This is a genomic window from Nostoc sp., from assembly GCF_036917535.1.
Classification (GTDB): domain Bacteria; phylum Cyanobacteriota; class Cyanobacteriia; order Cyanobacteriales; family Nostocaceae; genus Nostoc.
Genome location: NZ_JBALDA010000028.1, coordinates 1 through 21,690, shown reverse-complemented (window position 1 = coordinate 21,690; position 21,690 = coordinate 1). Strand labels below are relative to the sequence as shown.

At 42.1% G+C, this 21,690-nt stretch carries 18 protein-coding genes and 2 pseudogenes; 12 read left to right on the top strand and 8 right to left on the bottom strand.

What is annotated here, in order from left to right:
- Nucleotides 1-59 precede the first annotated feature (59 nt).
- Nucleotides 60-1,433, top strand: a complete 1,374-nt coding sequence (locus tag V7K56_RS09175) for an eCIS core domain-containing protein (RefSeq protein ID WP_334909694.1) — start codon at nt 60-62, stop codon at nt 1,431-1,433.
- Nucleotides 1,434-1,530: 97 nt separating this feature from the next.
- On the opposite strand, the gene V7K56_RS09170 is transcribed toward V7K56_RS09175, so the two are convergent.
- From V7K56_RS09170 to V7K56_RS09155, 4 genes are all read right to left on the bottom strand, one after another.
- Nucleotides 1,531-2,478: a LysR family transcriptional regulator gene (locus V7K56_RS09170; RefSeq protein ID WP_334909692.1), complete on the bottom strand. Its 948-nt coding sequence runs from the start codon at nt 2,476-2,478 to the stop codon at nt 1,531-1,533.
- Between the two features lie 494 nt (nt 2,479-2,972).
- Nucleotides 2,973-3,809, bottom strand: coding sequence for a WGxxGxxG-CTERM domain-containing protein (locus V7K56_RS09165; RefSeq protein ID WP_334909690.1), 837 nt, complete (start codon nt 3,807-3,809; stop codon nt 2,973-2,975).
- Nucleotides 3,810-4,576: 767 nt separating this feature from the next.
- Entirely contained in the window at nt 4,577-5,878 is a 1,302-nt protein-coding gene (locus V7K56_RS09160; RefSeq protein ID WP_334909717.1) for a HEAT repeat domain-containing protein, read from the bottom strand.
- A gap of 46 nt (nt 5,879-5,924) precedes the next feature.
- Entirely contained in the window at nt 5,925-6,338 is a 414-nt protein-coding gene (locus V7K56_RS09155) for a QcrA and Rieske domain-containing protein (protein ID WP_334909688.1), read from the bottom strand.
- Between the two features lie 510 nt (nt 6,339-6,848).
- Between V7K56_RS09155 and V7K56_RS09150 the strand changes: the two genes are divergently transcribed.
- The gene (locus V7K56_RS09150) at nt 6,849-8,480 is read left to right on the top strand and encodes a ferredoxin--nitrite reductase (protein WP_334909686.1); all 1,632 of its coding nucleotides are present in this window, start codon (nt 6,849-6,851) and stop codon (nt 8,478-8,480) included.
- Between the two features lie 46 nt (nt 8,481-8,526).
- On the opposite strand, the gene V7K56_RS09145 is transcribed toward V7K56_RS09150, so the two are convergent.
- Nucleotides 8,527-8,838, bottom strand: coding sequence for a hypothetical protein (locus V7K56_RS09145; RefSeq protein ID WP_334909684.1), 312 nt, complete (start codon nt 8,836-8,838; stop codon nt 8,527-8,529).
- Nucleotides 8,839-8,880: 42 nt separating this feature from the next.
- Between V7K56_RS09145 and V7K56_RS09140 the strand changes: the two genes are divergently transcribed.
- From V7K56_RS09140 to V7K56_RS09100, 9 genes and pseudogenes are all read left to right on the top strand, one after another.
- Complete coding sequence (locus V7K56_RS09140; protein WP_334909682.1) at nt 8,881-10,377, top strand: NarK family nitrate/nitrite MFS transporter; 1,497 nt, start codon at nt 8,881-8,883, stop codon at nt 10,375-10,377.
- A gap of 13 nt (nt 10,378-10,390) precedes the next feature.
- Entirely contained in the window at nt 10,391-12,616 is a 2,226-nt protein-coding gene (locus V7K56_RS09135) for a molybdopterin oxidoreductase family protein (RefSeq protein WP_334909680.1), read from the top strand.
- 397 nt (nt 12,617-13,013) lie between these two features.
- Complete coding sequence (locus tag V7K56_RS09130; RefSeq protein ID WP_334909678.1) at nt 13,014-13,472, top strand: phosphate-starvation-inducible PsiE family protein; 459 nt, start codon at nt 13,014-13,016, stop codon at nt 13,470-13,472.
- 149 nt (nt 13,473-13,621) lie between these two features.
- Complete coding sequence (locus tag V7K56_RS09125; protein ID WP_334909676.1) at nt 13,622-14,074, top strand: nitrate reductase associated protein; 453 nt, start codon at nt 13,622-13,624, stop codon at nt 14,072-14,074.
- 576 nt (nt 14,075-14,650) lie between these two features.
- A complete protein-coding gene (locus tag V7K56_RS09120; protein ID WP_334909673.1) occupies nt 14,651-17,272 on the top strand; it encodes a TonB-dependent siderophore receptor in 2,622 nt (873 codons plus the stop codon).
- Entirely contained in the window at nt 17,269-17,535 is a 267-nt protein-coding gene (locus V7K56_RS09115; protein WP_334909671.1) for an AraC family transcriptional regulator, read from the top strand. The genes V7K56_RS09120 and V7K56_RS09115 overlap by 4 nt, the downstream gene beginning before the upstream one ends.
- A 136-nt stretch (nt 17,536-17,671) precedes the next feature.
- Nucleotides 17,672-18,061: pseudogene (locus tag V7K56_RS09110) on the top strand (hypothetical protein); the annotation flags it as partial.
- A gap of 41 nt (nt 18,062-18,102) precedes the next feature.
- Nucleotides 18,103-18,447, top strand: a complete 345-nt coding sequence (locus V7K56_RS09105; RefSeq protein ID WP_334909715.1) for a TonB-dependent receptor domain-containing protein — start codon at nt 18,103-18,105, stop codon at nt 18,445-18,447.
- The gene (locus tag V7K56_RS09100) at nt 18,422-18,640 is read left to right on the top strand and encodes a hypothetical protein (RefSeq protein WP_334909669.1); all 219 of its coding nucleotides are present in this window, start codon (nt 18,422-18,424) and stop codon (nt 18,638-18,640) included. Before V7K56_RS09105 ends, V7K56_RS09100 begins: the two co-directional genes overlap by 26 nt.
- Nucleotides 18,641-18,655: 15 nt before the next feature.
- On the opposite strand, the gene V7K56_RS09095 is transcribed toward V7K56_RS09100, so the two are convergent.
- Both V7K56_RS09095 and V7K56_RS09090 read right to left on the bottom strand, forming a co-directional pair.
- Nucleotides 18,656-19,249 carry an IS630 family transposase gene (locus tag V7K56_RS09095; protein ID WP_334909667.1) on the bottom strand — a complete coding sequence of 198 codons (594 nt, stop codon included), beginning with the start codon at nt 19,247-19,249 and terminating at the stop codon, nt 18,656-18,658.
- The gene (locus tag V7K56_RS09090) at nt 19,243-19,548 is read right to left on the bottom strand and encodes an IS630 transposase-related protein (protein WP_334909665.1); all 306 of its coding nucleotides are present in this window, start codon (nt 19,546-19,548) and stop codon (nt 19,243-19,245) included. The genes V7K56_RS09095 and V7K56_RS09090 overlap by 7 nt, the downstream gene beginning before the upstream one ends.
- Before the next feature lie 130 nt (nt 19,549-19,678).
- Here V7K56_RS09090 and V7K56_RS09085 point away from each other — a divergent pair, with 130 nt between their 5' ends.
- Complete coding sequence (locus V7K56_RS09085; protein ID WP_334909663.1) at nt 19,679-21,517, top strand: TonB-dependent receptor domain-containing protein; 1,839 nt, start codon at nt 19,679-19,681, stop codon at nt 21,515-21,517.
- Here the strand turns inward: V7K56_RS09085 and V7K56_RS09080 are convergent.
- A pseudogene (locus tag V7K56_RS09080) lies at nt 21,443-21,690 on the bottom strand (IS4 family transposase); the annotation flags it as partial. The gene V7K56_RS09085 and the pseudogene V7K56_RS09080 overlap by 75 nt on opposite strands.

The following is a 21,690-nucleotide window of genomic DNA, read 5'->3' as shown; positions in this document are numbered from 1 at the left end:
GATGTTAGTAATAGCAAAAAATATCTATCCACCTACTGCTTAGGCATTAGGAGAAAAAAATGAGAGAACGCATAGGCCAGCCCAAAAAAGCTACCACTGCTTCCTTCTCAATACCTGCACTCAAACAACCGACACGTGGTTTTGGTTCAGAGTCGTCTGGTGCTTCATCCCAAGCAGTAAATGAGGTGCGATCGCGAAATTTACCTTTAATGCACGACATCAGTCGAATATCACTGCGTTCACAAACAAAACTCACGGTTAACCAGCCAGGAGATATTTACGAGCAGGAAGCTGATAGAGTAGCACAGCAAGTGATGCAGACGATAAGCGAGCCTGTAAGTAAACAGTCTGTGCAACGAGAAGCATCACCAGAGGAAGAAGAAGAATTACAAATGAAATCTCTGGGAGATTCCATGACTCCTGTGGTGCAACGTCAGGGTGATGGGGTTGCAGCCACATCTGACTTGGAAACTTCAATCCAACAAGAACGGGGAAGTGGACAGCCACTCTCAGACGATATTCGCCAACCAATGGAGCAAGCTTTTGGGACTGACTTCAGCAGTGTCAAAATCCACACAGATAGCCGCTCTGACCAACTCAACCAATCTATTCAAGCTCGTGCCTTCACTACAGGACAAGATATATTCTTCCGTCAAGGAGAATATGCTCCTGAGAGTCATGGAGGAAAGGAATTACTTGCCCATGAGTTAACTCACGTTGTCCAACAAAATGGTAGTGCGCTTGGGCGTAAATTGCTTCCTGAACAGGAGGTAAAAAAAAACAAAATCCAAGCCAAAGCCCCTCTTAACTCCCCTTCTGGGTATCAACCAGTAATCCAGCGTAACCCTTTTGAAAAAGTTAAAAAATTCTTTTCCAAAGATGGTGGCGATATAGATAACGGTGGCGATGAAATAGAAGAAATACAGGTGAACGGGGAGGACTGGAAAAAATATATGGAGTTAGATATCTTGACGATGCAGCCTAGCGATATCATAACGGACAGGCAATTTGGGCATAATTTATATATAAATATCAGATGGTACAACAAATCGCAGAAAAGATTGCGCCTTTTGACACCGCCACCATTGGAATATTTTGAGGAAATAACAAAGATTACGACAGATAACGGCGGCAATAGAACTACGGAAACAGAATCGCTGGATCAGTACGCAAACAGACCAAATTCTAATACTTTCCGTAGCTACGCACTCGGAACTCAGGGCATGATTATAGATCCAGGCAAGTCGCTCACGGCAAGATTTCTTGATCCGCCGCAGATCACAATCACACAAGAGTATAAATCCCGCACGGTTAAGTTCAAAATTGGGTTACGGGGGTCGCAACAGTGGCTAACTGGTGTGCAGCAACTAACGTGCGAGAATAACAAGATAATAGAGCATGAGTTTATCCCAACAAGACTCAGGGCTGGCTAAGAACCACAGCACAGTTAGTTTTTATAAACTATTAATTATCTTGCAAAAGCCCCATCAGAAATTAAAGACTCTTGACTTTAAGAATAACTAATAACGCTTAAGAAGCCGATCGCTCTTGGTCAATTTGCAGTAAGATATTTTCCTGCACTAGTTGCCAAAAATGTTTGATGGGGGGAATTTGTAGACGGTCTTGAGTTGTTACCATAACTACCCGACGAGTCAAACTCGAACCATCTGCTAAACCACTAGTATTATTGCTGGCTAAGGAACGAATCGCCAGGGTAGGGTCAAGACGAGCTTCCAATAATGCTGATTGAGGCAGCAAAGCTATCAGTTCTCCTTGGCGCACCACTCCTCGGAAGGCATCTAGGGTATTTACCTCTAAAGCCGACTGGAGTGTAGCCTCCATTCGCTCAAATCTATCTTGTATTAAGCGCTGCATCCCATAGCCATCTTTAAAAACCACTTGGGGATAACGAATTAGCTCCGACCAAGGGACAAATTCATATTGAGTTAGGGGATGATTGGCTGCGGTTAAAACTTCTATAGGTTCATCATAAAGTACTTCTACCACCATTTCTCTACTGGTGGTTAAAAAGCGATTATTCATCACAATTGCTAAATCTACTAATCCATCTTTGAGGACTTTCAAGGCGCGATCGCTTCCCAATGATGTCACCCGCAATTGCACATTTGGATAATCATGACAAAATTTTTGCAACACTGGTGGTAAGTAAGATCCACATAGGGAGTGAATCACGGCAATGCAAAGTTCTGGTTGCTTTCCGGCAATTAAATCGGCTAATTCTTCTGTAGCAGTCTGCCACTCTTGACAAATTTTGCGAACGCGGGGTAGCAAACGTTCACCTGCTAGCGTCAGTTTGGCATGAGTGCTTCTGTGAAACAGTTCTATCTCTAAATCTGCTTCTAATGCTTGGATTTGGCGACTAATCGTCGATTGGGTAACTCCAGATGTTCGCGCTGCTTGTTGAAAGCTGCCGGTTTGGGCGATCGCTAGAAAGGCTTGCAACTGCTCTAGGCGCATTTTTATGTAGCCTGAATTACATTTATCAGTTTTATAAAGTTAACGGATTTTTATCCACAATTTAGTAAAGTTTGTTACAAGTTTTTTCTCTGATTTACATTTAAGTAAATCAGATTTTAGCGCCTTTGTCGTCAATTATGCGCTTTGCACCGATTTTTTCGGTAAATTTTGCCAAAAAAATAATTGACTATTTTCTACTGAAATATATAAATTTTTAAATTTTATTTCCGCCGTGTTGTACTAGCAATATATTTACCAGAGAGAGTGCGACTTATGGTAACGTTTACAAGTTTTCCAGCAATATCTTGAAATTTGTGAAACTTTACCCATCCTAGTTTTGGAAGCTTTAAACGATTCTCAATCTACCTGAGTATTACAGTTGGTCAGGTTGGTTTTGTACAACTTACGGATACAGATGCGATCGCGTCAGATTTGCAAAATACATAAAGGGCACGGCCGTAGCTGTGCCCTCCTAGAGTGTGGTGAAGTGAATACTATTTTATAGAGCGAGAACTTGTGACTTCATCAGGATCGCTATAAGCTCGGACTTTTTCGCGATTACGTAGTCCTGCTAAACCAGCTAGACCAAGTAAACCTAGCCAACCCCAATCGAAACCGCGATCACTAGTTCTTTCAGAAGCTGCGACGCCTGCATTTCTGTTAGTACCTGTTGCATCAGTGCCCGTACCTGTTGTGGAATCAGTGCCTGTTGTGCCACCACTGCCTGTAGTTCCAGTACCTGTTGTGGAATCAGTGCCTGTTGTACCACCACCTGTTGTGGAATCAGTGCCTGTTGTGCCACCACCACCTGTAGTTCCAGTACCTGTTGTGCCACCACCTGTAGTTCCAGTACCTGTTGTGGAATCAGTGCCTGTTGTGCCACCACCTGTAGTTCCAGTACCTGTTGTGGAATCAGTGCCTGTGCTTCCAGGGGCTGTGCTTCCAGGAGCTGTGCTTCCAGGGGCTGTGCTTCCAGGAGCTGTGCTTCCAGGGGCTGTGCTTCCAGGGGCTGTGCTTCCAGGGGCTGTGCTTCCAGGGGCTGTGCTTCCAGGGGCTGTGCTTCCAGGGGCTGTGCTTCCACCAGCACCAGCACCTGAGCCTGTGCTACCACTAGAGCTTCCATTGCCGGAGCTTCCGCTACCGGTGCTACCACTAGAGCTTCCACTGCCGGTGCTACCACTAGAGCTTCCACTGCCGGAGCTTCCACTGCCGGAGCTTCCGCTACCGGAACCTCCAGTTTGGGCAGAAACTAAAGGAGGTAAAGATACAGAAGCGAAACTGATGGCAAAGACAGTAGCTAAAACAGCTTTAGATAACTTTAAAGGTTTCATGCTTATGGTTCCTTTTATGTTCTAGATTTCTGTGGTTAATTGATTTTCAGAAATGATATTGTCTCTTCAATCTACTGCTAAATTAGGTAAATTCTGACATAGAAAGATTGACGAGTGTTTTACTTGGCTTCTTCTGGAAACGTTCAAAAGGATTTGAAAATACCACAACAACTTAACTATTCGTCACATTCAACAAAATAACTCATAAACAGTAATTAATTCAGGATTAAGAACCTACGAACAAAGTCGCTTGTTCAAAATATAAATTAAATATTATATTTACTTTTATCTATCCCATTTTTACTTGATTATTATGAATTATTTTGTTGTTATCTAGCATAAGTGTTATTTTTTCACCGGACTTCTACCATAAGAGTAAAACTACTTATATCGCAAGAAATAATTTGGCATTAAAGTATAAGTTAGTTTATAAGCGTAAAACGTTTTAGAGTCTGTAATTAGATAAACCGACTTCCTTAAGAGGTACAAGCGATCGCTAATTTAAGCAGGATTTTCATCTCGGTAAATATAATTACTTGATTGACATTAGTTTTTAGTTAATTGGATATAAATGAACTAAAAACTTTAAACAGCTAGATGCTGCTAGCGGCTGAGACTTTAGAAACAATACTTCACAATACTATTTCACCTGAGAACTTATAACTTCATACTCTAGGAGTGTCTTACTTTAGACTTAAGGAATACTTTTGTGTGTGCGAGAGGCTGCGCCAACAAGATGCTATGCAATTAAAAGTTGAGACTAAAATTTACCATTCGGCTAAAGCGATCGCTATTCCTTGTTTTAAATCTGGTGTGATTGCATCATTATTTGCTAACTGCTGCAATTGTTGATGTGTGGCTTCCCCATCCAGATTTTTCAGTGCAGCGATCGCATGTAGTCTCACTGATGCGTTAGAATCGCCTAACAGTGAAATCAATGGTTGAACTGCTTGCATTTTGCCTAACTGTCCTAAAGACAAGGCGATCGCACTTTTGATGCTGACAATCTCTGTAGCTGAATGCTGCGATCGTAGTATTTGCAGTAAGATTTCTGCGGCTGGTGTCGTTAACTGCGGTTTTTGGACGAGTCCTAAAACGGTGACAATTTCTTGCAAGACTGTTTCTGATGTACTTTGATTCAGTGCTGTTTGCAAATATTCCAAACTAGATAATGTCCCCACCCAACTTAAAGCGCGGATGGTTTCTAATTGTAATGTTATCGGTGTGTGGGGTGAAATCAGTAAATCAAATAAGTATTTAGCAGCATCATCACTACCCATGCGAGAAAGGCTAACTGCTGCTGCACAACAAACATCAAGGTTAAAGTCGTAAAGTTTGGGTTGCAGTCTCGTTACTAAATCTAATGTTTGATATAAGTCAGGGCGAAAACCTAAACTAAGCACTGCTGCACGCCTGACTGTGGCGGCTATATCATCCAAAGCTTTTAACAATACTGGTGGTACGCGTTCGTCATGAAAACTGCTGAGGGCTTCAATTGCAGCGGCGCGGATTGTTGCTTGCGGATCTTGCACTACACTCAACAGGGGTGTGATGGTTTCTGGTTGCCGAATACAACAAAGCGATCGCACTGCTAACAATCGTGTATTTTCATCTAATAGAAGTTCAGTTAATGAAGTAATAGCAACAGTACCCATTTGTCCTAGTGCTGTCGCTGCGATCGCTTTGAGTTCTTGATCTTGATCGTTTTTCAACAATTCAACTAAGGGTGCGATGGCTTCTGGGTACTGAAATTCGCCTAAAGTCCGTGCTGCATACCAACGTAATTCTTCCTCTGCATCTTCGTCTTCTAATATCTCAATGAGAGATGGGATGGTAATATTTCCCAAGTGAGTCAACACTTTGGTAATTTCCCAGCGTTGTTGAAAATCTCCCATCTTTAACATGGAAAGTGTTAATTTCAGAAGATATTCTCGATTTTTAACTATCTCTGGATGTTCCGAGTCTGCCCCTAAAATTAATTGTTGCAAATATTGAATTAGTGATGACCAATCAGCTGCATCGTATGCTGCCTCGGCTTGCACCAAAAGCTGTTTGATGTTACTCACAATATCTTGCTTGAATTATCAATTTTCTACCTCCTGCCCCCTGCCTCCACTAACCTGGCTTGACTACAACTGAATTACCCTCAATCTTGGCGGCGTAAGTTTTCAGGGGGTTTGTCGCTGGGCCTTTTTGCACTTTACCATCGGCTCCATATTCCGAACCATGACAGGGACAAGCGAATTTTTTCGCATCAGCTTTCCATGCTACAGGGCAACCTGCGTGAGTACACGTAGGGTCAACAGCAGTTAGATTTCCGGCTTTAGATGTGCCGACTACCAGCACAGGCCCAACAGGTGAGTTTTTTACCAGCAATTGACCTGTTTTATCTAATTCTGCCGATGTACCCACTCTTTGCCAATCTTTAGATGCTGAAGTTGTTTGAGAAGAACAAGCTGCGATCGCTACAGGTAGAGAACTCGCAATCCAACCCAAACCTACCCAATTAATAAAATCACGACGTTTCATAACTGCTGAAATAATATCTAAGTTTTAGCTAACATCTGCTACTCAATTTTGGATTTTAGATTAATTTATAGCGATCCAAAATTGCTTCAGTCTTCTCAAATACCGTTGATTAAGGGTTCTACATCGTTCATTGGTGACTTTAATGTAAAAAATGCATAGTATTCATGCGTTTTTTGTAAATTTTCCCAAAAATCGTAACAATTTATACGATTTTAACAAAAATCTCACCTTAAGTTATGAGTATCGAAATTGTTACATGAACATTATCTAAATCTGCTTGACAAATTCTCAACATGTACATGACCACAAGTTTTCCTTAACTAACCACGGATTTGCAGTTTCGCGTTGGAATGCTCTTGAGCAAAAATAATCAGCCGTAATTAAATATTAAGTTTTTATTCCCTAACCCTCGTAGCTACAGCACCTAATGTAACTACGGATTGATTGATATTGGGTAATTACGACCACAGTTTCCGATCTTATCAGTAATTTGCAACGAGATTCAGCCTCATGACAAACACAGCAACTACCACTAGTCTCAATAAGTTCGAGAAATTAAAAGCAGAAAAAGATGGCCTTGCCATCAAGGGTGAGATAGAGAAATTTGCCGCTCTGGGTTGGGAGGCAATGAACGAAACAGATCGCGATCATCGACTCAAATGGGTAGGCGTGTTTTTTCGTCCAGTTACCCCAGGCAAGTTTATGATGCGGTTGCGGATGCCTAACGGTATTCTCAGCAGCAGTCAGATGCGTGTTTTAGCCCAAGTAGTGCAGCGTTATGGTGATGATGGTTGCGCTGATATTACTACCAGACAGAATATTCAATTACGGGGGATTAGGATTGAAGATTTACCAGATATCTTTAATAGATTTCACGCAGTTGGTTTAACCAGCGTTCAGTCAGGGATGGATAACGTCCGCAATATCACAGGCGATCCTGTGGCGGGGTTAGATGCAGATGAGTTGTACGACACGCGAGAGTTAGTACAACAAATTCAAGATATGCTCACCAACAAAGGAGAAGGAAACCCAGAATTTAGCAACTTACCACGGAAGTTTAATATTGCGATCGCAGGTGGACGAGACAATTCAGTTCACGCTGAAATAAACGATTTGGCTTTTGTGCCAGCATTTAAGAAAGCAGGGGAGCAGGGGGGACTCGGGGTCCCCTCTGGGGATAGGGGGGAGAGGGGAGCAGAGGAGCAAAATTTTCCCTCTAAAATTTTCGGCTTCAATATCCTCGTCGGTGGTTTTTTCTCAGCTAAACGTTGTGAGGCGGCGATTCCTTTGAATGCTTGGGTGGCTCCAGAAGATGTGGTAGCTGTATGTAGAGCCGTTTTGGAAGTTTACCGTGACCACGGCTTACGCGCTAATCGGCAAAAATCCCGCCTGATGTGGCTTATTGATGAATGGGGTTTAGATAAGTTTCGAGTAGAAGTGGAAAGCCGTTTGGGTAAATCATTTATACCCGCAGCGGCTAAAGACGAAATCGACTGGGAAAAACGCGACCACATAGGAGTATATAAACAAAAACAAGCAGGATTAAATTACGTAGGCTTGCACATTTCTGTCGGTCGGTTGTATGCCGAAGATATGTTTGAAATCGCTCGTCTAGCAGAAGTTTACGGCACTGGGGAAATTCGTTTTACAGTTGAGCAAAACATTGTTATCCCCAACATAGCTGACTCGCGTTTAGCAACATTTTTAACAGAGTCTTTGCTGCAAAGGTTTTCTATTGATCCAGGTTTGCTGACGCGATCGCTAGTATCTTGCACAGGCGCACAATTTTGCAACTTTGCCCTCATCGAAACCAAAAATCGTGCCCTGGCAATGATTAAAGCCTTAGAAGAAGAATTAACCTTCACCAAACCAGTGCGAATTCACTGGACAGGTTGCCCCAACTCCTGCGGACAGCCTCAAGTTGCAGACATCGGCTTGATGGGAACTAAAACTCGCAAAAATGGTAAAACCCTCGAAGGTGTTGACATATATATGGGCGGCAAAGTTGGCAAAGATGCTCATTTGGGAACTTGCGTCACCAAAGGCATACCATGCGAAGACTTGCAGCCAGTATTGCAAGACTTACTAATCAAAAACTTTGGGGCAAAACTTAAGCAGGAAGCCCTACTAGTTAGTAACTGATTGGGCATTGGGCATTGGGCATTGGGCATTGGGTATGGGGCAAAACTCATACTTCTGAGATTAAAGGTGCAACTTCCGGGATTAAAGGTGCAACTTCCGAGATAAAAGGCTCAACCTTCGAGTTCAAAGGTGCAACTTCCGGGATTAAAGGTGCAACTTCCGAGATAAAAGGCTCAACCTTCGAGTTCAAAGGTGCAACTTCCGGGATAAAAGGTGCAACTTCCGAGATAAAAGGCTCAACCTTCGAGTTCAAAGGTGCAACTTCCGAGTTCAAAGGTGCAACTTCCGAGTTCAAAGGCTCAACCTTCGAGTTCAAAGGCTCAACCTTCGAGTTCAAAGGTGCAACTTCCGAGTTCAAAGGCTCATCTTCTCCGTATTTTATTCAATTAGAAAGATTAGAATGCTTAAAAACTTATTTTCGTTCAGCGATCGCTACCGCATCTTACATCAAACTTGGTTTGCTTTCTTTCTCACCTTTGTTTGTTGGTTTAACTTTGCTCCCTTCGCTACAACCATTGGTAGAGAACTACATCTAGCACCAGAGCAAATTAAAACTTTAGGCATCTGTAACCTCGCCCTCACAATTCCGGCACGGCTAATTATTGGAATGCTTCTGGATCGTTTTGGCCCCAGAATCACCTACTCAATGCTGCTGATGTTTGCGGCTGTTCCTTGTTTAGCAACGGCGCTAGCGCAAGATTTTAATCAACTAGTCATCAGTCGTTTGCTGATGGGAATTGTCGGATCTGGGTTTGTCGTAGGAATCCGCATGGTGGCAGAATGGTTCCAGCCAAAGGAGATGGGAATTGCCCAAGGCATTTATGGCGGTTGGGGTAACTTTGGGGCTTTTGGTGCAGAGTTTGCCTTACCGATGATTGCAGTTTCTACTAGCTTTTTCGCTGGTGGTGCTTCTAACTGGCGGTTTGCGATCGCACTTACAGGGATTATTGCAGCTATTTACGGCGTAATTTATTACAACAGTGTCCAAGATACGCCCACAGGCAAAGTCTACAAGAAACCGAAGAAAAATGGTTCTTTAGAAGTGACGAGTATTAAAAGCTTCTGGGCGATGATTGTCTCGAATTTTGGTTTGATTTTTGCCTTGGGTTTATTAGCTTGGCGCTTGGAACAAAAGAATATTCACTTCCTAACTTTGAACCAAATGTATCTGGCTTGGTTGCTATTAGCAGGATTGTTTGCTTATCAAACTTACAAAGCTTGGCAGGTAAACCGAGAACTTTTAATTGGCAAAAAAACCTACGCTCCATCTGAACGTTTCCAATTTGGTCAAGTAGCTTTACTCGAATTCACTTACATAACTAACTTTGGCAGCGAACTAGCAGCCGTTTCTATGCTCCCGGCATTTTTTGAAAAAACCTTTGCTTTAGAGCATGTTGTAGCTGGGATGATTGCTGCTACCTATCCTTTTTTAAATTTGATTTCTCGTCCTAGTGGTGGCTTAATTTCTGATAAATTTAGCTCCCGCAAATGGACAATGACAATTATTAGTGCAGGTATTGGTGTTAGTTATTTGATTGCACATTTTATTAATAGTAGCTGGCCGATTCCGGTAGCGATCGCAGTTACAATGTTTGCTGCCTACTTTGCCCAAGCTGGCTGCGGTGCAACTTACAGCATCGTTCCCCTAATTAAGAAAGAAGCCACTGGACAAATTGCCGGTAATGTGGGAGCTTACGGTAATTTTGGCGGCGTAGTTTACCTGACAATTTTCAGCTTAACCGATGCTCCCACACTATTTTCCACAATGGGTTTGGCTGCACTAGTCTGCGCTTTTATGTGTGCCTTCTTCCTCAAAGAACCAAAAGGTTCCTTTGCCCCTGCATTTGAAGGTGAATTACCAGAAACCGCAACGACTATCTTCTTAAGCGAAGAATAATCAACTGAAGATCATGAGTGAATTTACCAAAACTCTCTGTCCCTACTGTGGTGTTGGCTGTGGTTTAGAAGTTTCACCTCCAGCCCAACTTGGCAAAGCAACTAATCGAGATAGCCAAGGAAATCCAACTTGGCGGGTGCGCGGTGATAAAGCCCATCCATCCAGTCAAGGAATGGTTTGCGTCAAAGGTGCAACGATCGCAGAATCTTTAGATAAAAATAGATTACATTATCCAATGGTGCGAGACTCATTAGATCAAGAGTTTCGCCGCGTTAGTTGGGATGAAGCTTTTGATCTGATCGTTAAGCGCATTCAAAATGTGCGCTTCACCCAAGGGACAGAAGCCTTATGTATGTATGGTTCCGGTCAGTTTCAAACCGAGGATTACTACATAGCCCAGAAACTCATGAAAGGCTGTCTGGGTACTAATAATTTTGATGCCAACTCTCGCTTATGTATGTCTAGTGCTGTAGCTGGGTACATTCAAAGCTTTGGTTCTGATGGGCCTCCATGCTGTTACGATGACTTGGAGTTAACCGACTGTGCATTTCTAATTGGTACTAATACAGCCGAATGTCACCCCATCGTTTTCAATCGACTGGAGAAATATCACAAAAAAAACCGCAAAGTCAAAATGATTGTGGTTGATCCCCGTTGCACACCAACCGCAGAAGCCGCTGATTTGCATTTAGCTATTTGTCCCGGTACAGATATCGACTTGTTAAACGGTATCGCTCACTTGTTGATGCGCTGGAATTACATTGATACGATGTTCATGGACGATTGCACCAGTAACTTTCCCGCTTATGCTGAGGTGATTCGCCACTACCCGCCAGAAGTGGTGGCTCGTCAATGTGGAATCAGTATTGAAGATTTAGAAACAGCAGCTCGCTACTGGGGTGAATCACAGCGAGTACTGTCTTTGTGGTCAATGGGTGTGAATCAATCCTCAGAAGGGACGGCTAAGGTCAGAACTATCATTAACCTGCATTTGATGACTGGACAAATTGGCAAACCTGGGGCTGGCCCTTTTTCCCTCACTGGTCAGCCGAACGCGATGGGAGGTCGGGAAGCCGGAGGTTTGGCGAATTTATTACCAGGTTATCGGACAGTGAAAGATCCCCAGCACCGTGCAGAAGTTGAAGAGTTTTGGGGACTCAAGCCAGGACAAATTTCGCCCAATCCCGGTTTAACTGCTTGGGACATGATTACTGGCTTGGAAGATGGCGTTGTAGAGTTACTCTGGATTGCAGCTACCAACCCAGCTGTGAGTATGCCAGATTTAGAGCGGACTAAGAAGGCGTTGTTGCGATCGCCTTTCACTATTTACCAAGACGCATATTATCCCACAGAAACTTCTGTCTACGCTCACATTCTATTACCAGCAGCCCAGTGGAGTGAAAAAACTGGTGTGATGACAAACTCCGAACGGATGGTAACTTTGTGTTCAGCATTCCGCCAACCACCAAGAGAAGCGAAAGCAGATTGGGAAATTTTTGCTGAAGTTGGACGTAGATTAGGTTTTGAGAAAGAATTTGCTTTTACTAACTCTGCACAAGTTTACGCTGAGTTTGTCAAACTAACTAAAACTCGCCCCTGCGATATGACAGGTATCAGTCACGCGCAATTACAGACACAAGGCCCAACTCAATGGCCTCATCCTGAAGAGAGCAGGGGGAGCAGAGGAGCTGGCGTTGCAAGGGGAGAAGCATCTGCCAATCGCTCTGGGAAAAGACTATACACTAACTTGCGCTTCCACACCCCTGACGGACGCGCTCGATTTGGAGCATATTACTCCAAGGGATTGGCAGAACCACCAGACCCAGATTATCCATTTGTGCTAACTAATGGGCGACTTTACGGACACTGGCATACGCAGACACGCACCGGTCGAATTGAAAAAATTTGCAAAATGCATCCCGAACCGTTTATCGAAATTCATCCTCGTGATGCTGCTCGGTTAGGTATTGTTGATAGTATGAATGTGGAAGTGCGATCGCGTCGGGGTAAAGCGAAGTTTCCTGCTAAAGTGACAAAAGCGATCGCACCTGGTACAGTTTTTGTCCCTATGCACTGGGGTTCGCTATGGGCAGATAATGCCGAAGCCAACACCCTCACTCATCCAGAATCTTGCCCCGATTCGCTGCAACCAGAATTAAAAGCCTGTGCTGTGCAGTTGATACCAATTTCGGTGGAGGTTGCCATCAAAGATTATCAACTCCAGTCTTCACAATGGTAAGCAGCAAAGTGTAGCTCGAAAGTGGTAATTTATAACCAGCAATAGGTAATTTCGTCAATAATCAATAGTCAATAGTTATTATCATTTTTTATAACTCTCTAATTTTGACCGTTACCAATTACTATATCTAAAGAGGTAAAATTCTAGCAATAAGAGGTTTTACTACAGTTAGTTTTAGCTATGAATAAAGAATAAAAAACATAGAAACTTATAAAACATTGTCAGACATTTTTTTATGAATTCTGGTGGTTTCAGTCCAGAGAGCTAGGTAATCAGCAAGTTTTTTGTTTTTTGCCAGATTAAAGAGTTGCAAAACTTAATTACAAATTACGAATTATTTTTAATCCTCTAGATTTATCTATAGGATTTTATTTTATTTCAAAATTGGGTGTAGCAGATGAAAAAGTTACTGAGGGAAATTATAGGGGCTACCAAAGATGAGAACTTCATGCACATCATTGAAAACATAGAAGTGCTAGTTTCTAAAGTTCTATCTATTTTTATGGTGCTCGTAATTTTGGTAGCGATCGGAGATTTAGGAATATTTATTGTGAAAGAGTTATTTACAGCCCCTTACGCAACGTTTAACACAACATTATATAAAATATTTGGACTATTTTTGAATATTTTAATCGCTTTAGAAATTTTAGAAAATATTACAGCATATTTACGAAGGCACGTTTTTCAAGTTGAATTAGTTATTGTTACTTCCTTAATTGCTGTTGCGAGAAAAATTATTATTCTTGATTTAGAAAAAGTTGCAGGTATTGATATAATTGGTTTAGGTATAGCTATTCTTGCCTTATCAATTAGTTATTTAATAATTCGTCTCAGTAATTCCAAAGATGCAAGTTAAATAAAATGCCGAACAAACTATAGCGGTTCTCAATTGCATGGAATACAGACCACTCTTAGGGGCACAGCAATTTTAGGTTTGTCGAGCAACAGTATAAATTATTAATTTTGAATTTTGAATTTTAAATTTTGAATTCGGAGCGAAGCGACGTGACAGATTTCTTTCAATTTGAAGCAGACTTTGTTGATTCCCTGCGCTGTATCCCCATGCAGGTGCGTTGTAAATTAGATACCTGTGGCATCAAGCTAAAATTGTCTGATTGGAATCAAATGACGACAGATGAGCGTCAAGCTTTAGTCGAATTACCTTGCACTACAAAAACAGAAATTCAGTCTTACCGCGAGTATATCGAGCAATTAATCATACAACGCACAGGTATACCAACTACAAAATTGCCTATTGAGCCTCATCCGGCATGGCTAGACTCTGCCACTGTACCAGCTAGCCTTCAGGAAAAAGCTCAAGAAATAGGTGTAACCCTAACACAGCAAAATTGGGCAGCTTTAACGCCCTTACAGCGTTTTGCTTTGATTAAACTCAGTCAGCCAGGACATGAAAACAAAAATTTTCCTAGAGCGATCGCAGAATTTCATCTGTTTTAATTAAACAATAGTCTTTAAAAGAAAAAATCTACAGAGCGATGGCTACGCCCGCCGCAGGCATCGCAAAGCTTTTTGGTCTACTGTATCTATTAACTTTCTTAGTACATGTCACCATTAATAGGGGTTGAAAATACTAACTCTTTGTTGGGTTTTGCTCTACTCAACCCAACAAACGCATGGATGTTGGGTTTCGTTCCTCAAACGCCACTTGCTTTAAGCCGGGAAACCCGTCCAACGCAGTGGCTCCCCAACCTACAGAAAATCGAATTCCAAACCTTTTTTATCGTAAATCAAGGGGTTTAAGACCCCTACGTCTACACGGCAAAGTCGGAGCTACTCCGCCTTCGGTCAGTTTCAGTCGGGGTTTAAATCCCCGTCTGAAAATGTCTTTAATTTTGAATTTTGAATTGTTAAGGTGGGCTGTACTTAGTGAAAATTTGAGAATTTTTTGCAATTGCTGAGTTATTTACTGTAATGTTTATTCTCAAGTAGCTGACTGCCAATTTCAGCAACTAACAGCTATTTGCTGCTTTTTTGAGAGTAGTGGTAAGTGGAGAGTATGTATAGGGGTACTACATGGTGTTAAAACAGATATTAAAGATTGTTTTGGTGACATGCTCTATTTGGTTCTGCTTCGCAAGAAGTGCAACTGCTGCTGAAATGAACAAACAAGCACAGGATAAATCTGTTGCATCGGCATTACGCATTTCTAGAACGATTAGAGAGATTCCAAGACTCAATAAAATAGAACCGACTAACACTAGCGCTCAAGAACTAGTACAGTCGCCAGCACCACAAACAGTACCTACTTCAGAAATTGTGCCAGTGACGGCAGTTAAAGCGAATCCCACAAAGCAGGGTTTAGAAGTGATTTTACAGACCTCCCTTGGTGAAAAATTGCAAGTGGTGAATCGCAGTTCTGGCAATAACTTTATTGGTGATATTCCCAACGCCCAACTGCGCTTACCTTCAGGTGAAGCATTTACATTTCGTTCAAAGCAGCCAGTTGCAGGTATTACCGAGATAACGGTAGCAAACTTGGATGCCAATACTATTCGAGTGACGGTGATTGGTGAGGCGAATGTAGCGACTGTAGAGTTATTTGACAGTCCTGACGAGGGTTTGATTCTTAGTGTTGCTAGCGCAGCACCTTCCACACAAGCACAACAGCCTGCAACTCCCACTAAGCCAAGTCAACCTGACTCTCTTGGTGATGAACCAATTGAACTTGTAGTGACAGGTGAGCAAGATGGATATACTGTGCCAGATGCATCAACCGCAACCAGGACTGATACACCTTTACGTGATATTCCCCAGTCGATTCAGGTGGTTCCCCAACAAGTAATCAAGGATCAGGGAATCACACGTATAAGCGATGCTGTTCGTAATGTGTCCGGTACTACAGGTGTATCAGGTTATGGCAATAGTTTAGGTGATGTCAATATTCGCGGTTTTTTCGGCAGTACTTTGGTAGATGGTTTTACTGGTTTACTTCCTGCTAATGGTGCCAACATTGAACAAGTGGAAGTACTCAAAGGCCCCGCTTCAGTGCTGTATGGTCAGTTAGAGCCGGGTGGAGTGGTGAATTATGTGACAAAAAAACCTTTAAGCAATCCCTTTTACTCTGCTACTTTCACAGCTGGAAGCTTCGATTTCTACAATCCCACTATCGACCTGTCTGGACCGCTCACTAATGATAAAAAGTTGTTGTATCGTTTGAATGTTTCCTATGAAAATTCTGGTAGCTATCGAGATTATATTGAAAACGAGATTTTTTATATTTCTCCGGTTTTTACCTACAAAATTAGTGATGCGACAACCCTAGACTTCGTTTATGAATATCTTGATTCTAAACAAGGGTTCGACCGGGGCTTTCGACCAGAACCAATCTTTTTGACCTTGCCTAGAAATCGTAATTTGTTTCAACCTGATGATTATCAAAATTCTCAAAATAATCGTTTAGAGCTAACACTAAATCACCAGTTTAATGAAAATTGGCGGCTCAGGAACAGATTTTCGTGGACATTTGGTGCGGGAAGTAGCAAAGTTACTAATAACGATATTGGACTTTTAGAGGATGGTCGAACACTGACGCGAACGCAGTATGGTGATGATCCGACTTATTCACAAACTTTAGCGCTGCAAACCAACTTGATTGGTAAATTTAACACAGGTTCTATCGCTCATCAACTGCTGTTAGGTCTAGACTGGAACCGGAATACTCAAGATAGCAAAGGCTTTACTAGTGGTTTCCCTTCGATCAATATTTTTGAGCCAAACTATGATGTTCCACTGCCTGAGCGCATCTATAGCCAGTACAATAGTACAACTGATACCAAAGGAATTTATTTACAAGACCAAGTGACATTGCTGCCCAATCTGAAGTTGCTTGTAGGTGGTAGATATGATTTTATTGACTCAAATAGTGAAAATATATCTGACATCAGTATCAGTAATGAACCAGACGAGTCTAGATATTACTTTGATGCCTTTTCACCGCGTGTGGGCATTGTTTATCAACCAATCGAACCCATTTCGCTATACGCTAGCTACAGTCGCTCCTTTACAGTAGACCCATATAGCAGAACAGTAAACAATGAGTTACTAGAGCCTTCTCGCGGGACTCAATACGAAATTGGCATCAAAACGGAACTATTTGATAAACGACTTTCAGCAACCCTCGCAGCCTATGACATTGCTAAAACAAATATTGCCACTACAGACATTGACAATCCTCAATACGTAATTGCGCTAGGAGAAGTGAAAAGTCGAGGGATTGAATTAGATGTAGCAGGGGAGATTTTACCAGGTTGGAAGGTTATTGCTTCTGGTTTTCTCAATGATGCTTACGTTAGCAAAGATAACGACCCAACAGTCCAAGGCAAGCATTTAGAAAATGCACCCTATCATGGCGCGAGTTTCTGGACAACTTATGAAATTCAAAGAGGTAACTTACAAGGATTGCAGTTTGGTGCGGGGTTCTTTTTTGTAGGCGATCGCGTTGCTAACCAAAGCGAGCAATTTATCCTTCCTTCCTATGTCAGAACCGATGCTTCTATCTTTTACAAACGAAGTAACTGGCAAGTTGGACTCAACTTTAAGAACATTTTTGATATCAAATATTACGAATCAAACGGCTACCTCACCTTCCCCCAAGCACCATTTACTGTACAGGGAACAATTTCAGTTACCTTTTGACTTCCCCCACTTATCTGAGTGTAGATTTTTTACAAGAATGCTTGAAAACTAATTCATCGAGCCTGAACTTGTGCGAAGGAGCGTTTAACTTGAGTTATAAAAAACTACGTAACATCGTATTTACTGTGCATCGCATCCTGAGTTTTGCGATCGCACAAATTGCTTATCAAGTGGGATACGAAAGTACCAGTCATTTTAGCTACTTGTTTAAGCGGCAATTTGGCATGACTCCTAGAGAATATCGTCAGCAAAAAGGCTTGTAGCAAAAGGTAGATCCGAATCCCGATAAAAAAATCCGATTTCAGATATTTGCGCTCACCTAAATTCTGTATTCTCCTAAATAGAGTTATCTAAAAATAATTCTCAAATAATCGACTCTGTTTTGAAAAATCCGGTTGGGTGTGCGGAGTGATAAAACTGTTGCGTAGGCGTAGCCCGTCGTTCGCGGTAGCGTCTCTGAAAGAGAAGACATCGCTTTTTATTTCCTGTTTTTTTGTTGCTGTTGTCATACAACCAATTCACGCAAAGGAAGTAACCGAAATTCATAGTGTACAGGAACTTAACCGTTCTGCAAGAACAGTCAAAGAATGGTTCGCTCAGATAGAACAGCAGAACCCGCCTGCTCCAAACAACCCCCCTTCCGTCCCCCCGAACCTTGGGGGAAAACAGGGAGGTGAAGTTGTACAAGTGACTTCAGTCAAAGCAAATCCTACCTCTTCGGGTGTGGAGGTGATTTTACAGACATTAAAAGGGCAACAATTGCAAGTAGTCAATCGCTCAAATGGCAATAACTTTATTGCTGACATTGCCAACGCTCAACTGCGTTTAGCATCGGGCAATGCATTTACATTTCGCTCTACGCCAACTACAGTCGTTCTTTTGACAGTTATAATACGTCCTATGGTCGTTCGAGAACGGGTGAAGCTTTTGCTCCAGAGCGCGGTACTCAATATGAAGCGGGCATCAAGGCTGATTTTCTAGATGGTAAACTCTCAGCAGTTTTAGCCGCTTACCAAATTACAAGAACCAACGTGTTGACACGCGATCCCCTCAGTCCGCCAGATCAAGACTTTAGTATTCAGGTTGGAGAACAGCGCAGTCGCGGCATTGATTTTACTTTGACGGGTAGAAATTTTACCGGGTTGGAATGTGACAGCAGGGTATTCTTACATTGATGCGATTATCACTAAAGATGAAATTTATGAAGTGGGCAGTCCGGTAGTACTTACGCCACATAATTCTGCTAATTTGTGGACAACTTATCGAATTCAAAGCGGCGATTTAAAGGGCTTGGGCTTTGGGTTAGGCGTATATTTTGTCGATGAGCGCCCTGGTAATGAATTTGTTCCACGCGACTACAAGATATAGCAATCGAAGTATAGGTTAGGACGTTAAACGAATAGCTGTATCAACTCTCTCCCGAAAGTCTTCGATAGTGCTTTCTGATTTTCTAACTCGATTTTTTATGGGAAACCAATAATGCTCAATATCGTTAAAATCAGGAGAGTAGGGTGGCAAATACTCAATTTCACAGCCAGATGATTCAATTAATTCACGAATTCTCTGAGATTTGTGGAAACTGGCATTATCTAAAATAACTGTCTGTCCTGATTGAAGTTCAGGTAATAGTTTTTCTTCGAGCCATTTCTCAAAAATTAACCGATTACAAGAACCTTCAAACGTCAATGGGGCAACTAGCTTTCCTTGACATAAACCACTCATAATACTAACTCTAATGTTTCTTTTTCCTGATTTTAAATCGTGAAATCTTTTGCCTTTGGGATTCCATCCATAACCATAATCTTCTCGATTATCCATTCCTGATTCATCAACGTAGACTAGCTCTGTTGCTTGTTTTTGGCTGATTTTGGCTTGAAATTCCCGCATGAATGTCTTCATCCCTTTCTCGATACCCGTAAGTTTTTTTTTCGGGTATAACCAATTTTTTTTAAGGCTTTTCCTATAGTGCGTTAGCAAAGCTCGCCGCAGGCATCGCTAATATCTTCTGGCCAAGCTTCTGCCATTTCTTGTTGAGTTTTGCTACCATTTAACTCAACGAATTGCTGAAATTCCCCTAAATCGGTAATTTTGGAGTTGTATCCTTGTTGATATCCTATTTTTGCCTGATAATCTCCTGAATATTTTCTTTTCTTTAACCACGTGTCTATTGTATTCCGACTAATTTGAAAGATGCGACTCGCTTGAGTTTTTCCCATTCCTCCATCAATCGCATTAATCACTTTAGTTCTTAAATCGTAACTATAAGAGGCTGGCATCTGCTTTTTCAGCTTATTTATTTCTATTATGTCCTAAGCTATGCTTCGACTGCTATACATAATATTTTAGTTGCACTCGCTTTCCCTACTAATAGACACTATTTCTCAATAAGTAGTTGAGAGTATCACCATGACTATTCGTCTAACTGGGACAGAAGACTTTGGGGAATTTTGCAAGGACGTGCAGTTATTCAATGACTATGAGGGAAAATCACAATTATCTACTTGGTGGTTTGGTCAATACAGCTTTCGCTGCACTTCTCTTCGCTATAATCTTGGGCTAGGAATCCATAACAATGAGTATTCTCAACCAGTAATTTTTGAGCAGAAACATAATGATTTTCCTGAGCTGACATCAAAATTTTTTCTGTCTGGTGGTACAAGAACTGTGACACCAAATGTCGCTGGGGTCAGTGACGATTATGATGAAGTTGCAGGCTATAACTACTTATTCTCCTTACCTGATGTTCTAGAGTTTGAACATTTTCCTGCGAACCAGCATACTCAGTGCATCAGTATTTACTGGTATCCTGATTTACTTGAAAGTTTTCAGGGAAGCTTTGAAGAGTTGCCTGTTTTACTCCAGCAGTTGAGAGAAAATTCAATTAAGCAACCCTTCCATCAGCCGTTAGGAGTGACTACGCCTGCAATGCGGTTAGTACTCAAACAAATATTGCAGTGTCCGTTGCGAGAAACACTTAGACTAATGTATTTAGAAGCAAAGGTGTTGGAACTACTGGCACTTCAGATTGCTCAGTGGGAGGAAAATCATCAAGTATTGAGGCGATCGCTCCATTTTCGTCCTGATGAAATTGAATGTTTGCATCATGCCAAAGCTATTTTAAATCAAACGCTCGATAATCCACCTTCTCTATTAAATCTAGCCAAAGAAATTGGACTCAATGACTTTAAGCTCAAGCGGGGATTTCGAGAAGTTTTTGGCACTACGGTGTTGGGGTATGTGCAATTCTTACGGTTAGAGCAAGCAAAACAGAGATTTTTTGGTTTCGGTGTAAACTTGCCGCCACTGGACACTGCCAATCCAGACTATGACATATCCACCGATAGACCCCACAGCTATGACTACAATCAACAGTACAACAGTGACTCCTATGGGCTTTATCTGCAAGATCAGATTGATTTGCTAGATAACCTGATCCTGGTGTTGGGTGGACGATATGATTGGATAACAATCGTATCGAGTGATTTTGCTGGAGGAACCGTTGATATCAACCCCGTAGGAGCCTTTAGTCCTCGCATTGGCATCGTCTACCAACCGATTGAGACACTTTCACTCTACGCCAACTACAGTCGCTCCCTTGCTACTTACGATATCGGCGGTCATTCTCGAACGGGTGAAACCTTTGAGCCACAGCGCAGTACTCAATATGAAGCGGGCATCAAAGCTGATTTTCTGGGCGGTCGGCTCTCCGCACTTTTAGCTGCTTACCAACTAACAAGAACCAACGTGCTAGTGGCTGATCCCCTCAATACTCCGGACGAGGGCTTTTCGATTCAGATTGGGGAACAGCGCAGTCGTGGCGCTGACTTCAGCGTGCAGGGTGAAATTCTACCGGGTTGGAATGTGATCGGAGGGTATTCCTACATTGATGCTCGCTACACTAAAGACAATCGACCTGGATTTGAGGTGGGCAGTCCGGTGGCATTGACACCAAACCATTCCGCCAATTTGTGGACAACTTATCGAATTCAAAGCGGCAATCTGCAAGGCTTGGGCTTTGGGTTTGGCGTGTATTTTGTGGGCGATCTCGCCCCGGTGGTGATTATCTGCCGTCCAACTACAAAGTCCCTGCCTATACCCGATTTGATGCGGCTCTGTTTTACCGACGTGACAACTGGGATATTGCCATCAACATTCAATACCATTGCCAATTTACGAGGGTTCAACGCCTGTAGAAAGGGGATGAATACGACCATTAGCAGTGAGTTGGGCAAAAATCTGGGTTAATAAAATAGGCTCAGGCATTTCAGGAAGCATTTTTAATATTTCACGAAAATATCGAAAACCACGATAGTAAGCCCTAAGATCAATAATCCCAGAGTCGGGATTGTGTTGACGGAAATCACAGAGAAGGTAATGAGATAAGTTGACCATAAAGAATGCTAGATTAGCCGCATTAT